Genomic DNA, 14,398 nt, shown 5'->3' with positions numbered 1-14,398 from the left:
CATGCCTCAAGTGATCGGAGCGATCCTCCCGCTGGCGATCGGTGTCGCCATCAGCCCCATCCCGATCATCGCGGCGATCCTCATGCTGCTGTCGCCGCGGGCGAGGAGCACGGGCGTCGGCTTCCTCCTCGGCTGGCTCGTCGGCGTGATCGTCGCCGTCACCGTCTTCACCCTGCTCGCCGCCGTGCTGCCGGAGAACGACCCGGATGCGTCGAAGCCGATCGCCGGGACCATCCAGCTCATCCTCGGCATCCTGCTGCTCCTGCTGGCGGTGCGGCAGTGGCGGTCGCGGCCGAAGCACGGAGAGGAGCCTGCCCTGCCGAAGTGGATGAGCGCCATCGACTCGATGACCACCGGCCGCGGTCTCCTGCTCGGCTTCGTCCTCGCCGCCGTCAACCCCAAGAACCTGCTGCTCGCGGCGAGCGCGGGCATCGTCATCGGTTCCGCCGGTCTGTCCGTGGGATCGGAGATCCTCGCCATCGCGGTCTTCACGGTGATCGCCGTCATCTCGGTCGCCGCTCCCGTCATCGCCTACCTCGTGGCCGCCGACCGGATGCGCGGCCCGCTCGACGCACTGCGCGGCTGGCTGGTCCACAACAACGCGACCGTGATGGCCGTCCTGCTGCTCGTCATCGGCGTCTCGGTGATCGGCAAAGGCATCGGAAGCTTCTAGCCGGACCCCATGACGACGCAGAACGGCACGCAGAGACCCCCGCGGAATCCCTGGCTGCTGCCGACCCTGTCCGGCTACCACCGGTCGTGGATCGGCCGCGACGTGCTCGCGGGCCTCTCGGCGGGAGCGGTGGTCGTGCCGCAGGCGATGGCGTACGCCACCATCGCGAACCTCCCCGTGCAGGCCGGGCTGTACACCTGCATCGTTCCGATGATCGTCTACGCGTTGCTCGGCGGCTCCCGGGCGATGAGCGTGTCGACCACCTCCACGATCGCCACGCTCACCGCCACCACGTTCGTGTCGGCCGGGGTCGTCTCCGGCTCGGACGACATCCCGCGCGACCTGGTCACGCTGACGCTGCTGGTCGGCGCGATCCTCGCCGTCGCCCGGCTGCTCCGGCTGGGCTCGCTCGTGGAGATCATCAACAAGCCGACGCTGCTCGGCATCCAGGTGGGCGTTGGTGCGACGGTGGCGCTCGGCCAGCTGCCCAAGCTGCTCGGGGTCTCCCAGACGACGACGGGCAGCGGCTTCATCCGCTCGTTCGTCGCCGTGGTGGAGGCCGTGCCGCACGCCAACCTCGCCACGGTGCTGCTGTCCGTCGGCTCCGTCGCCGTGCTGTTCCTGCTCAAGCGCTTCGCCCCGCGCGTGCCCGGCCCGCTGATCGTGGTGGCGGCGGGCATCCTGCTGAGCGCGTTCGCGGGGCTGCCGGAGGCGGGCGTCGACCGCATCGCCCCGGTGCCCGGCGGTTTCCCGCTGCCGGCCCTCCCCTCTTTCGAGCACATCGTCGCCCTCCTGCCCGGCGCGTTCGCCATCGCGGTGATGGCCTTCCTCGAGACGACGGCGGTCGCCCGAGGCCTCCGCGGCACCGGCGACCGGACGATCGACAACAACCAGGAACTCCTCGCTGACGCGGCGGCCAACCTGGTCGGCGGCATCTTCCAGACCCTCCCGGCGGCGGGCGGCTTCTCGCAGAGCGCGGTCAACCGGGATGCGGGCGCCCGCTCCCAGCTGAGCGCCCTGGTCACGGCGGGGCTGGCCGTGCTGGTCGGGCTGTGGCTCGGACCGGTGGTGAGCCTTCTCCCCCAGGCCACGCTCGCCGCCCTGGTGTTCGTCGCGGTGTTCGGGCTGATCGACATCTCCTCCCTCCGCCGCCTCTGGCGGATCAGCCGCCGCGACTTCGCCGTCGCGATCGTGACGATGGCGGTCGGCCTGACCGCCGGGCTCCTGCAGGCAGTGCTGGTGGGAGTGGTGCTGACCCTGATCCTGCTGCTGTCCGCGCTGAACAAGCCGCGCATCCGGGTGGTGGGTGGTGACGGTGGCGGTGGTGAAGGTGGCAGCGGCGGTGGCGGTGGCGGCGAGCTTGTCGTGACACTGCTCGCGCCGCTGTACACGGCGAGCATGCTGGCGACGGAGCAGGCGGTGCTCGAAGCCGTCGACGCCGCCCCGGGCACCCGCCGTGTCACCGTCGACTGCTCGGTGATGCAAGACGTGTCCGTGACGGTGATCGAAGGCCTCCGCGACCTCGACCGCGAACTCACCGGCCGCGGCATCACCCTCGCCCTGACGGGGTTCGCGCCAGCGGTGCTCGCGATGCTGGAACGCACAGACTGGTTCCGGATGCTGCGCGAGGCCGGGCGGGCGGGTTAGGCCACCACCGAGGCCACCGCCACCCCCGCGATCTGCGTGTTGAACGGCAGCAGCGGCGTGTGCACCCGGTACCGCTCCACCTCCACGCTTCCGAAGCCGGCCGCGCGCACCGCGTGTTCGAGGTCGCGCTCGCACGAGCATCCTTCGAACGTCCACGCCCACGGCCGACGGAACAGCCGCTGGGCAGCTCGGGTGAGTGTTCCGTCGTCCGCCGCCACGTGCTCCACGAAGCGGAAGGTGCCGCCCGGTCGCAGGATGCGCCTGACCTCCGCGAGCACGGCCGCCGGGTCGTGAACGGTGCAGAGCACCAGGGAGGAGATGACGGTGTCCACACTGTCGTCGGGGAGGCCGGTCTGTTCCGCCGTGCGTTCGCGCAGGTCGAGGTGCACGTCGTGGCGACCGGCCGCATCCCGCAGCGCCGGGTGCATGTAGCGGTTGGGTTCGATGGCGATGAGGGTCGCGCCGGGCGAGAGGTAGCCGAGGTTGGCGCCGACGCCGGTGCCGAGTTCGACCACCTCGGCAGGGAGGTCGGCGAAGACGCGCTGCTTCTGGTGCCGGAGACTGCGTTCGAGGGTCGGGCCCATCGCGTGGAAGAACGCCGCGTTGAACCGGCCGCGCCCCGGGTGCAGGTCGAAGCCGGCCGGTGCAGGGGCCGGTGCCGGGGTCGGGGCCGGTGCTGTCGTGTCGCTGTCTGTCATGGCTCCAGCGTGCGCCGCCGCCGCCCCGCGGTCAGGCGTGGAACTACCTCAGTTCCCCCGGCCCTGCCTGCTCGTGGCGGGCGGCGTACCACGCGGCAATCTGGGCACGCGACCGGAAGCCGAGGCGCACCCGGATGCGCTCGACGTGGCCTTCCGCCGAGCGTTCGTCGATGCCGAGGCTGGCGGCGATCTCGCGGTTGGTGCGCCCTGCGCTGACCAGCGCCGCCACCTCGTCCTGCCTGGCCGTCAGCCGTCCTGCCGCGGTGCGGGGTGCGCGCAGGCCGATGAATCGGCGGATCGTCGCCACGAGCGCGTGCGTGTCCCCCGCCCACGGCAGGTGCGACCGGCCGGGCAGTACCACGAGCTGCGCGCCCGGGATGCCGTCGGCGAGCGCCACCGCCTGCGCGACGGGCGCGGCTCTGTCGTGCTCCCTGTGCACCACCAGGGTGGGCGCCTGCACCTGCCCGACCACGTCGCCGATGTCGAGCGCGTAGCTCAGTTCGAGCAACGACCGGGCCGTGGATGCGGTCGACGCCGCCCGCTGGTAGCGCGCGAACGCCGCACGGGAACCGGCAGGCGCATCCGGAGCGAAGATGTCGGTGAGCACGTCGGAGCCGAGCCCCCAGTGCGACTCGACCAGCCCGAGCACGCTGTCGCGCACCTCCGGCGTCGAGATGGCGGCACCGGACACCCAGCCGCCGTAGAGCACGAGTCGCCGCACGGACTCCGGATGCGCGGCCGCCCACGCCGCGGCGACGGGCGCGCCCATCGACGCGCCCATCAAGTCGAACGGCTGCGGTCCGAGGGTGGCGGCGAGCGCATCCAGCTGGGCGAGCTCCTGCTGGAGCGAGGGCGGGCGTCCGGACGGCGCAGACAGCCCGGTGCCCGGCCGGTCGTAGCGGACGAGCGTGCAGCCATTGGCCAGTCCTTCGTAGAAGGCGCGCTCCTCCGGCAGCTCCCAGCCGCGTTCGAGGTGGCTGAGCCAGCCGGAGACGTACAGCAGCGGGCGGCCGTCGCCGACCGTGGCGAACGCCATCCGGGCGTCGTCGTCGGTGGTCAGCCAGCCGATGCGTTGCTGCATGCCCCCATTGTGGTCCCGCCGGGCCGTCAGCGGGGTGCCGTCAGCGGGGCCCGAGCTCGACCGCCCGCTCCACCAGCGTTCCGAGCAGATCCGGGTAGCTCAGCCCCGCCTCCGCACAGAGCCGCGGGAAGTGCGAGCGCGCGGTGAGACCCGGCATCGTGTTGACCTCGTTGAGCAGCACCGTGCCGTCCTGCTGCACGAAGAAGTCGACGCGGGCGAGGCCGTCTGCGCCAATCGCCCGGAATGCATCTGCGGCGAGCTGCTGCAGTCGCGGGATGAGCGCCGGATCGACGCGGCCGGGAACCTCGATGGCCGGGCCGCGTCCGCTGTACTTGCCGTCGTAGTCGAAGAACGCGCCGTCGCCGGCGACCGTCACCCGCGACGGGCCGGTGGTGCGGGTCGCGCCGCCCGGCGTCCGGTAGACGCCGATGCTCACCTCGTCCGCGCGCACGGCGGGCTGCACCAGCGCGAGCGTGTCGTGGGCGAGCGCCGTCCGCACGGCGGGGGCGAGAGCATCCAGCTCGGAGACGAGGGATGCGCCGACGCTCGACCCTGCCCTGTTCGGCTTCACGAACAGCGGCAACGGCAGGCCGCGCACCGCATCCGGTAGCGTCCGCACCGCGTCGACCACGCGCGTCTCGACCATCGGCACCCCGGCGGCGGACGCGACCCGCCAGGTCATCGCCTTGTCCATCGCGAGCGCGCTGGCCAGCACGCCGGATCCGACGTACGGCAGCCCTGCGAGCTCGATCGCCCCCTGCACGGTCCCGTCCTCTCCGTAGCGGCCGTGCAGCAGCGGGAAGACGAGGTCGACACCGCGCCACAGCTCGGGGCGGACACCGCGCAGTTGCCGCAGCTGCCCCGGCTGCTGCCCCTGCCCCGGCGCGGCCACAGCGCCCAGCGCATCCACCTCCGCGGCGTGCCACACCCCGGCGCGGTCGATGCCGACCGGCCGCACCACGAACCCCAGCCCGCGCAACGCGGCCACCGCATCCCTGGCCGATCGCACAGACACCTCGTGCTCGGAGTTGGCGCCTCCGTACAGCACCGCGATCGTCGTGTGCGCCCTAAGCAACGCGCGCCGCCCCACGGTGCACCCGGTGGATGCGCCCGCCGAAGCCGGTCATGACCTCCTGCGGGATGGTGCCGGCCCACTGCCCCCACTCGGCCAGCACGGGCTCCCCCGCCTCCGGGTCGCCGAGCACGACCACCTCCTCGCCCTCGCGCACCTCGGCGCCCACCGGGGACGCATCCACGATCAGCTGGTCCATCGACACCCGGCCGACCACCCGGCAGCGTCGACCCAGGATGCTCACTTCCGCCCGGTCGCCCGCCGCGCGCGGGATGCCGTCGGCGTACCCGAGCGGCACGAGCGCCAGCACCGTCTCCGCCGGCGTGCGGTATTCGCCGCCGTACGAGACGGGCGTGCCGGGCGGCACCCTCCGCAGCTGCACGATGCGGGAGGTCAGCCGGACGACCGGCCGCAGGTCGTAGACGCGCCCGTCCACCGGCTGCACGCCGAACAGCGCCTGCCCGCAGCGCACCAGCGAGAACCGGGTCGCGGGATGCGCGAGCGCCGCCCCCGAGCTGGCCAGGTGCAGCACGTCGGGGGTGAGACCGGCGGCGACGGCCACCTCCACGGCCTCGCGGAAGGCGTCGACGGCGACAGCCGTGGCCGATGGATGCGGCTCGTTCGCCCTGGCGAGGTGGGACCACACCCCCACCACCCGCACCGTGCCGAACCGTTCCAGCTCGGCCGCCGCACCGCACAGGCCAGCCCAGTCCGTCGGCTCCGCACCGCCGCGCGACAGCCCGGTGTCGACTTCGAGGTGCACGCGCGCCGTGACGCCGATGGCCCTCGCCTGCGCGGCGACGGCGTCGAGCATCCGCTCGCTCGGCACCCCCAGCTCGACCCCGAGCCGGATCGCGGAGGCGAGGTCGGTGAGCGGGTCGGCGAGCCAGGCGAGCAGGCGCGCGGAGATCCCGGCCGAGCGCAGCTGCAGCGCCTCGTCGACCGTCGCGACGCCGAGCGCGGACGCTCCCGCGCGCAACGCGGTGCGCGCGACGGTCGCCATCCCGAGCCCGAAGCCGTCCGCCTTCACGACGGCGAGCACGGGCACCCCGGCGACCGCGCGCAGCACGCCGACGTTGTGGGCGATGGCGTCGTGGTCGACGGTGAGGGTGGCGAACGGGACGGCCGCGGCGACGGCGCCGGGCGGTGAAGCTGTCGTGACGGAGAGCATGCTCCGACGCTACGGACGCGCTGTGTGCCGCCGCGTCATCCGGTGGTCGCCGCAGCATCCGTCGCTCGATGTATTGCGGGATCGGTGGTCACATTCCGCACGCCCCGGCGGTCTTAAGGGTATGAACATCTCCGCGTTCCTCCCCCGCCCCCTGCACCACCGCGCCGTCCGCGAGCTGCGGCTGGCGGCCGTGTCCGGCGACGCCGACCGGCTGGAGTCGATGCTCGCCCCGGATGTGGCCGTCGTGGTCGATTCCGGCGACGACGAGCATCCAGCGCTGCGGATGGTGAACGGCACCTTCGACGCCGTCTCGCTGCTGCTGCACAGCATGGCGAGGAAGCCGGAGCTGGACGTGGTGGAGCGGCCGGTGAACGGTCAGGCCGGGCTGCTGCTCAGCGCCGGCGGTGAGACGACGGCCGCCATGACCGTCGACGTCACCGGGGCGCTGATCAGCGTGATCTGGGTGCGCCTGCACCCGCAGGCTCTGCGGCGCGGTCACCACGTGTGACCGGCTGCGGAGGCTCGACGCTCCGAGCGACCGGGCTGACCCTGTCTTCGAAGAAGAACCGGGAGATGCCCGCCCGCACCCTGCTGACCATCCCGAGATGCCCGCGCGCGTCCGGCCGTGCCTGATACGGTTCGCCGTCGCTGGTGTTCGCGAGCTTCCAGCGTTCGTGCTCGTCGAGCTGCTGGTGCACCTCGACGTACTCGCCGCCGGGCAGGCGCACGATCCGTCCGGTCTCGAAGCCGTGCAGCAGCAGTTCGCCGTCCTTCTTCTGCAGCGCGAGGCAGACCCGGCTGGTGACGGCGAACGCGACGAGCGGGCCGACGACGACCGCCGCCTGGTAGACGTGCACCACCGTCTCGATGCCGAGCTGGAAGTGCGTCGCGACCAGGTCGGCGCTGCCCGCACCCCACAGCGCGCCATAGAAGACGATCCCCGCCACCCCGATCCCGGTGCGTGCCGGGGTGTTGCGCGGACGATCCAGGATGTGGTGCTCGCGGGCGTCGCCGGTGATCCACTCCTCCACGAACGGGTAGAGCAGCACAGCGGCGAGGTACACCCCGACGACGGCCAGCGGCACGAGGATCGCGAGCGTCCAGGTGCGGCCGAGCCAGACGAACTCCCAGCCGGGAGGCACGAGCCGCAGCGCTCCGTCGAGGAATCCCGTGTACCAGTCCGGCTGGCTGCCCGCCGATGCGTCGCCGCCGGACGACGGGCCGTACAGCCAGATCGGGCTGACGGTCACGGTCGCAGCGACCAGGAACAGCAGCCCGGTCACGATCGCGAACAGCCCTCCGGCGCGCACGGCCGCGTTCGGCAGCACGGGGACGCCGACGACGGCGCGTTCCGTCGCACCCTCCCTGGCGAACTGCGGCGGCCGCTCCACGTACGCGATCCGGATGCGCCAGACCAGAAGCCCGACGAGTGCCGCCGGGACGACGAGCACGTGGACGGGGTACAGATGCTCGATGATCTGCCCGGGGAACTCGCCGCCGAACAGCAGAGCGGACGCCCACGTCCCGACCACCGGGATCCCGAGCACGATGCCCTCGACGATGCGCAGTCCGGTGCCCGAGAGCATGTCGTCGGGCAGCGCGTACCCGCTCCACCCTCCCGCCAGCGCCAGGATCAGGAGAAGGAACAGCAGCACCCAGCTGAGGCGTCTCGGCCGGCGGAACGCTCCGGTGAAGAACGTGGTCAGCAGCTGCAGGATGAGCGCGGCGGGCAGCAGCAGCGCCGCCCAGTGGTGCACCTGCCGCATCAGCAGCCCGCCCGGCACCTCGAACGAGATGGCGAGTGTCGACCGCATCGCCTTCGACATGGTCGCCCCACCGAGCGGGGCGTACGCACCGCCGTAGACGACCGGCGTGCTGGACGGCGCGTAGAAGAACATCAGGAAGACGCCGCTGACGAACACGACCACCACGCAGGCCAGCGAGACGACGCCGAACATGTTCGTCCAGTGCAGCGTGATGTGCCGCTGCCGGAGCTCGGCGGCGAGCGCGGTGAGCCGGCGCCCGAGCGCGGTCCGCGTGGCGAAGCCGGTCGCGGCCCTGTCGGTGATGGAGCGCCTGCGCGAGCGCCGGTCAGAGCGGGACATGATCGCTACCCACCACAAGAATCCTTTGCACGATGTCCTCCTGTCTCACTAGATAAGACAGCTGGGAGGGCGCGAATGTGACAGGTCGGGGCACACGAAGAACCCCCGCCCACCGGGATGGGCGAGGGTTCCGTGCGTGCGACGCTCAGTTCCCCCCGGCAGCGCCCAGCCACTCCTCGAAGCGGGTCGGCCCGATCCGCAGCGCTGTGATGGCCGGGTCGTTCCCCGGCACCAGGGATGTGTCGCTGACCACGCCGCCGTAGTAGCCCGCATCCGGGTCGGCCACCACGGTGCGGGTGTCGCCGCGCGCTTCGAGCACGCGGCGGCCGAGGTCGGCGAGGCGGAGCTGTTCCGGTCCGGCGAGTTCGGCGATGCCGTTGGTCGGCGGCCGGGTGGCGATGTCGGCGAGCGCCGCGGACACGTCGGCGGCGGCGATGGGCTGCATCATCACGGGCGAGAGCCGGATGGTGTCCCCGTCCGCCGCGCCTTCCGCGAGCCGTGGGATGAACTCGAAGAACTGGGTGGCGCGCACGATGCTGTACGGCACACCGCTGGCCGTGACGATGTTCTCCTGCGCGACCTTGGCTCGCATGTAGCCGATGTCGTGCATCCGGTCGGCGCCGACGATGGACAGCACGATGTGGTGCCCGACCCCCGCCGCCTTCTGCGCTTCGACCAGGTTGGTGGTGGACCGCTGGAAGAAGTCGAGCACGTCGTCGTCGGCGAACGACGGCGAGTTGGGGATGTCGAGGACGACGTCCGCTCCGGCGAGCGCGTCGGAGAGCCCCTCGCCGGTGACGCTGTTCACGCCCGTCGACGGCGACGCGGCGACCACGTCGTGCCCCGCCTGCCGCAGCAGGTCGACGAGCGGCCCCCCGATGAGTCCTGTACCGCCGATGACCACGATCTTCATGGCATTCCTTTCGCTGGATGGTTACACCAGCTCTGACCGGGCAGCGGGAACCGTTGTGACAGTTCCGCGCGATCGGGAGCACCTCGAAGAGCAACGCGTCAGGCGGGCGGCTCCTCCGCATCCGGGACGCCCCCTGCGCGCTTGGCGTCCTTCCTGTCCTTCGCCTCCGCGCGCATAATCGCGCGGGTCTCGCTCAGGTCGCCGATGGCCGCGCGCCAGACGCGGGCGCGCGGGTCGGCGTCGACGAGCACCGCGCGGACCAGCAGCGTCAGGGGGACTGCCAGGATCGCGCCGATCGCTCCGAGCACCAACGCCCAGAACAGCACGGAGAAGAAGGTGAGCGTCTGGCTCAGCGCCACAGCGTTGCCGACCACCTTCGGCTGCACGACCGACTGCACGACGGCGTTGATGAGCCCGTAGATCACGATGATCGCGATCACCGTCTCCCACCCGCCGGTGAGGTAGCCGAACACCAGCGGAGGCACGATGGCGATGAAGTAGCCGACGTTCGGGATGAAGCTGCACAGGAACGCGAGGATCGCCCAGAGCAGCGCGGCGGGCACGCCGAGCAGCCACAGCGCCAGACCGTTGATGACGCCCTGCACGATGCCGAGCCCCGTGGTGACGACCATGTACCTGCGCACGTTCGTCGCGAACGCCGAGATCGCGTACACGAGGTTCGGCTTTGTCGGCTTCAGCTGCCGCAACAGCGTCGGCGTGTACGCGGCGTCCGCCGGCATCAGGATGAGCATGGTCAGCACGATCACGCCGAACGACAGCAGGCCGAACGCGCCGCCGAGCAGACTGGTGAAGAAGTTGAGGAACTTGGACGGGTCGAAGCCGCCGGTGATCGCCTTCACGTCTTCCGACCCGATCCCGATGCTGTTCAGCCACGCCCCGACCTGCGCGCCGAACGCCTGCAGCTCCGCCTGATACTGGGGCAGCATCCCGACGAAGTCCGCCATCGCGAAGATCAGCAGCCCGGCGAACGCTGCCAGCAGCGCGAAGGTGGTCAGCGCGACCGCACCCGTCGCGATGCCGGCCGGTGTGCCGTGCCTGGTCAGCCACACCCGCACCGGCTGCGCGCAGATCGTGAGCACGAGCGCGAGCAGGGCGGGGGCGAGGATGCTGCCGATCGCGTGCATCCCGAACGCGGCGACCACGGCGCTGGCGAAACCGAGTAGGATGCGCACCCCGCGGCCGCCGCCCTGACCGGTCGCGCCTGCCCCGGCGTCTGCGTCCGCATCGGCGGGCGGTTGCGTCTGCTGCCGCGCGGCGCGGCGGTGGAACGGCCACCACCGCCGCCGCTTGCCGTCCGCCTGCTGGGAATGATTCGTCACGCGGCGCCTCCCTGCTGCCCGCTCGCGCTGTTTCAGCGCTTGCTGCGAGGGTATTGCGATCGCCGCCCGGCGTCTAGCGGGAGTTCTGCTCCGTGCTCTCGCTCGGCATCGCATGGGCCGCCGTCCGCGACGGCGAGCACATCTTGCAACGCTCGATCCCGCGACCAGCTAGGGTATTTCGCGCCCAACCTCGAACGGGATGCGTGGATATTACTGGCGGTGGAAGTGACGATTCGTTCACCAAGGCGCGGAAGGCGTCGGGCGGGACCCCGAGGCTCTTGAACGCGATTCGTTCGGTGTCCGGGATCGCGAGCCGATAAGTCTCACCGGTCGGAGTTGAACAGCCGGTCGGCAGCCGGGAACGGATGACCAAACAGCTCGGGATGGGCCCGGGAACCGTGGATCTCGAAACGGTCTCCGCCGCGTGTATGGTTCCCCTATGGCAGTAATCGACGGCTTCTGGTCCTATGTTCACGCTGACGACGATGCCGAAACCGGGAGAATCGCTCAACTGGCGCGAGATGTCGCAAGTCAGTTTGAAATGCTCACTGGAGAACCCGTACAACTGTTCCTTGACCGTGACAACCTCGTCTGGGGAGATGACTGGCGTCCAAGGATTGATGAAAGCTTGTCGTCTATCGCCTTCTTCATGCCAATTATCACACCTCGGTATTTCCAGAGCGCCGAGTGTAGGCGGGAACTCAATTTCTTCGCTCGCAATGCTGAGAAGTTGGGCATCAAAGAACTTGTTCTCCCCATTCTCTATGTCGACTTTGCCAACCTTCACAGCGAGCCGCAGACCGACGATCTCATGGCAATGGTCACCCGCTTTCAGTGGGTCAACTGGACAGACTTGCGATTCGCCGACCCGTCCTCGGGCGATTACAAGCGCGCAGTATCTGGGCTGGCGGAACGGCTGGTTGCAGCCAATGCCATGGCGGACAAGGCTGCGGCAGACGGAAGTGTATTGGCCGGAATCGAGGCGGCCGAGGACCTCGATGAATCGGGGACCCTGGACAAGCTTGGGCTCATGGAGGATGCCCTACCGGACCTGTCTGAGACGATCATCGCTGTAGGGCAGACAATCGAAGATATTGGCAACGCCATGGCGTCTGCCACCACGGACATTGAAGCTCAGAACGCCGCCGGAGCTGCAATAGCTGCGCGATTGACCGTAGCCCGACAGCTCGCGCAAAAGCTAAAGGCGCCTGCCGAGGAAATCAGGGACTATGGCAATCGATTTGCAAGTCGATTGCATGACGTTGACGAGGGCGTCCGTGTCATCATCCAACGGGCGCCAGTAGAGGTCAGCGAGAACCCCGAGGCTAGGGAGGAGTTCGTCCAATTCTTCTCGACGGTGCGCACCATGGTCGCTCAGTCCGAGATTGGCCTAGGTGCCGTCAAATCGATGGTCGATGCCCTCAGCCCGTTGGAGAAGAGTTCTCGAGACCTGCGCGCTCCGATTCGGACTCTTCGTGAGGGGCTGACCCTCCTAGTCGAAGGGCTTTCCGTCATGAAGGCTTGGATTGTCCTGATCGACGAAACTGGGCTAGAGAACATTCAAGAGGCCCAAATCAGCAGTTGAACAGCGTCACTACCACCGCGTCTCGTTAACCTATGCGCTGCGTAACTTTTGGTACGGCCGGGCCCTCCGCGCATACCATCCAGGCCGCGGTCGCGGATCCCGCGTCGCAGCCCGCCCTGCAGCCGCTGGCGGCGTACGTCCCCTGACGCTCGCTCCCGCGTCCGGAGTGGTCGGCGTCAGATCTCGACGTCACTGCCCATCGTCACCGTGCGCAACGCAGGCAGCCCGAACCGCGCGGCGGGGTCGGCGGCGTTGTGCGCGAGCGCGACGAACAGCGACCGGCGCCAGCGCACCATGCTGCTCTTCTTGGTGGTGCGGATCGCCCCGCGGGAGATGAAGTACGAGGCTTCCTTGAAGTCTCTGGCGTCGAGCGGGAGCACTCCTGCGTAACAGGCGGCACGGAGCGCGCGCGGGATGTCCGGCTTGTCCGAGAAGCCGAACCGGATCGTCAGGTGCTCGATACCGTCGTCGGTGTATCCGAGCTCGTCGTAGGTGAACGCCTCCAGCGGCGGCACGTGCGGCACGGACGCCGTGCTCATCGAGACGATAATGACGGACTCGTGCAGCACGTGGTTGTGTTCGACGTTCGCGCGGAGGGCGAGTGGCGTGCTGTCCTTGTTCGGGTGCGGGAACACCGCGATGCCGGGGACGCGAGGGAGGTTCTTCGCGCGGATGTCCTCGATGAACTGCTGGAGCGAACCCTCCTTCTTCTTCCTGTCCTCCTGCACAAGCAGCCTGCCGCGGCGCCAGGTCGTCATCACCAGGATGACCGCGCCGGCGATGAGGAGCGGCACCCAGCCGCCGTTGACGATCTTCGAGAGGTTGCCGGCGAGGAACGCCAGCTCGAGCCCGCCGAACACGATGGCGGCCGCCGCCATCTTCCACGGCCCCCAACCCCACAGCGGCCGGGCGACCAGCACGAGCAGCAGCGTGTCGACGACGAGGGCGCCGGTGACCGAGATCCCGTATGCGGTGGACAGCCGGTCGGACGACCCGAACGCGAGCATCACCGCCAGCACACCGATCAGCAGCAGCGCGTTGATGGCGGGCAGGTAGACCTGGCCGCCCTCGCGCCGGGAGGTCTGCCGCACGGTGAGCGGCGGAAGCAGCCCGAGCTGCACGGCCTGCCGGGACAGCGAGAACGCCCCGGAGATGACGGCCTGGCTGGCGATCACGGTCGCGGCGGTCGCGAGGATGACCACCGGCAGCCTGCCCCAATCCGGGATCAGCAGGAAGAACGGGTTGGCCTTCGCCGCCGGGTCGTGCAGCACCAGCGCGGCCTGCCCGAGGTAGTTGATCGTGAGGGCGGGGAAGACCAGGAAGAACCAGGCCCGCCGGATCGGCGAGCGCCCGAAGTGGCCCATGTCGGCGTAGAGCGCCTCGGCGCCGGTGATCACGAGGACCACGGCACCGAGCGCGATGAACGAGATCGCGGGATGGGAGAAGATGAAGACCACCGCGTAGCTGGGCGACAGGCCGAGTAGCACCGACGGGTACTGGATGACCATGCCGAGGCCGGCCGCGGCGAGCACCACGAACCACAGCACCATGATCGGTCCGAACAGCACACCGACCCGGCCGGTGCCGTAGCGCTGCACGAGGAACAGGCCGACGAGGATCACCGCGGCGATCGGGATGACCAGATGCGAGATCGCCGGCACCGTGACGTGCAGACCTTCGACGGCGGAGAGGACGCTGATCGCGGGGGTGATGATCGAGTCTCCGTAGAACAGCGAGACCCCCACGATGCCGATCACGAGCAGGATGCCCGCCTTGCCTGCGCGCTTCGCATACAGTCGCTGCGCCAGCGCGGCCAGGGCCATCACTCCGCCCTCGCCGTCGTTGTCTGCGCGCATCAGGATGCCGAGATACTTGATCGACACGATGATGGTGATGCTCCAGAACATCAGCGAGATGACGCCGAACACGTCGCCCTCGTTGGCGCGCACGGCCCCGCCGTCGAGCAGGAAGACCGTCTTCAGGGCGTAGAGCGGGCTCGTCCCGATATCGCCGAACACGACCCCCAGCGCTGCCACCGCGACGACCATCAGCGACCCGCGGCGGCCACCAGGATGACGGTGAGGCTGCATTGTCGTCACGTTACCCCTCCGCA

At 69.9% G+C, this 14,398-nt stretch carries 12 protein-coding genes; 4 read left to right on the top strand and 8 right to left on the bottom strand.

What is annotated here, in order from left to right; all coding sequences use genetic code 11:
- Position 1: 1 nt before the first annotated feature.
- Both HF024_RS02285 and HF024_RS02280 read left to right on the top strand, forming a co-directional pair.
- Positions 2-673 (top strand): GAP family protein, encoded by a 672-nt coding sequence (locus tag HF024_RS02285; RefSeq protein WP_168688495.1) that lies wholly within the window; start codon positions 2-4, stop codon positions 671-673.
- A gap of 9 nt (positions 674-682) precedes the next feature.
- Entirely contained in the window at positions 683-2,320 is a 1,638-nt protein-coding gene (locus HF024_RS02280) for a SulP family inorganic anion transporter (RefSeq protein ID WP_247597260.1), read from the top strand.
- On the opposite strand, the gene HF024_RS02275 is transcribed toward HF024_RS02280, so the two are convergent.
- From HF024_RS02275 to alr, 4 genes are read right to left on the bottom strand one after another with little or no spacing between them, the layout of a single operon-like run.
- Entirely contained in the window at positions 2,317-3,018 is a 702-nt protein-coding gene (locus HF024_RS02275; RefSeq protein ID WP_168688494.1) for a class I SAM-dependent methyltransferase, read from the bottom strand. The genes HF024_RS02280 and HF024_RS02275 overlap by 4 nt on opposite strands.
- Before the next feature lie 43 nt (positions 3,019-3,061).
- Complete coding sequence (locus HF024_RS02270) at positions 3,062-4,099, bottom strand: alpha/beta fold hydrolase (protein WP_168688493.1); 1,038 nt, start codon at positions 4,097-4,099, stop codon at positions 3,062-3,064.
- A 40-nt stretch (positions 4,100-4,139) separates the two neighbouring features.
- Positions 4,140-5,189 carry a D-alanine--D-alanine ligase family protein gene (locus HF024_RS02265; protein WP_281727828.1) on the bottom strand — a complete coding sequence of 350 codons (1,050 nt, stop codon included), beginning with the start codon at positions 5,187-5,189 and terminating at the stop codon, positions 4,140-4,142.
- The gene (gene alr, locus HF024_RS02260) at positions 5,167-6,342 is read right to left on the bottom strand and encodes an alanine racemase (RefSeq protein ID WP_168688491.1); all 1,176 of its coding nucleotides are present in this window, start codon (positions 6,340-6,342) and stop codon (positions 5,167-5,169) included. The genes HF024_RS02265 and alr overlap by 23 nt, the downstream gene beginning before the upstream one ends.
- A gap of 121 nt (positions 6,343-6,463) precedes the next feature.
- Here alr and HF024_RS02255 point away from each other — a divergent pair, with 121 nt between their 5' ends.
- Complete coding sequence (locus tag HF024_RS02255; protein ID WP_168688490.1) at positions 6,464-6,850, top strand: hypothetical protein; 387 nt, start codon at positions 6,464-6,466, stop codon at positions 6,848-6,850.
- On the opposite strand, the gene HF024_RS02250 is transcribed toward HF024_RS02255, so the two are convergent.
- The 3 genes from HF024_RS02250 to HF024_RS02240 all read right to left on the bottom strand — a co-directional run bounded on the left by HF024_RS02250 (position 6,792) and on the right by HF024_RS02240 (position 10,700).
- Complete coding sequence (locus HF024_RS02250) at positions 6,792-8,447, bottom strand: cytochrome b N-terminal domain-containing protein (protein WP_168688489.1); 1,656 nt, start codon at positions 8,445-8,447, stop codon at positions 6,792-6,794. The genes HF024_RS02255 and HF024_RS02250 overlap by 59 nt on opposite strands.
- Before the next feature lie 145 nt (positions 8,448-8,592).
- The gene (locus HF024_RS02245) at positions 8,593-9,360 is read right to left on the bottom strand and encodes an SDR family oxidoreductase (protein WP_168688488.1); all 768 of its coding nucleotides are present in this window, start codon (positions 9,358-9,360) and stop codon (positions 8,593-8,595) included.
- A gap of 98 nt (positions 9,361-9,458) precedes the next feature.
- Positions 9,459-10,700, bottom strand: a complete 1,242-nt coding sequence (locus HF024_RS02240) for an AI-2E family transporter (protein ID WP_247597259.1) — start codon at positions 10,698-10,700, stop codon at positions 9,459-9,461.
- Between the two features lie 439 nt (positions 10,701-11,139).
- On the opposite strand from HF024_RS02240, the gene HF024_RS02235 reads away from it, so the two are divergent.
- Positions 11,140-12,285 (top strand): toll/interleukin-1 receptor domain-containing protein, encoded by a 1,146-nt coding sequence (locus HF024_RS02235; protein ID WP_168688486.1) that lies wholly within the window; start codon positions 11,140-11,142, stop codon positions 12,283-12,285.
- A 176-nt stretch (positions 12,286-12,461) separates the two neighbouring features.
- Here HF024_RS02235 and HF024_RS02230 read toward each other — a convergent pair whose 3' ends face one another.
- The gene (locus HF024_RS02230; protein ID WP_168688485.1) at positions 12,462-14,375 is read right to left on the bottom strand and encodes a potassium transporter Kup; all 1,914 of its coding nucleotides are present in this window, start codon (positions 14,373-14,375) and stop codon (positions 12,462-12,464) included.
- Positions 14,376-14,398: the final 23 nt, after the last annotated feature.

This window comes from Leifsonia sp. PS1209 (genome assembly GCF_012317045.1).
Taxonomy (GTDB): domain Bacteria; phylum Actinomycetota; class Actinomycetes; order Actinomycetales; family Microbacteriaceae; genus Leifsonia.
The sequence above is the reverse complement of the archived record's forward strand: the minus strand, read 5'-3'. Positions and strand labels throughout refer to the sequence as shown.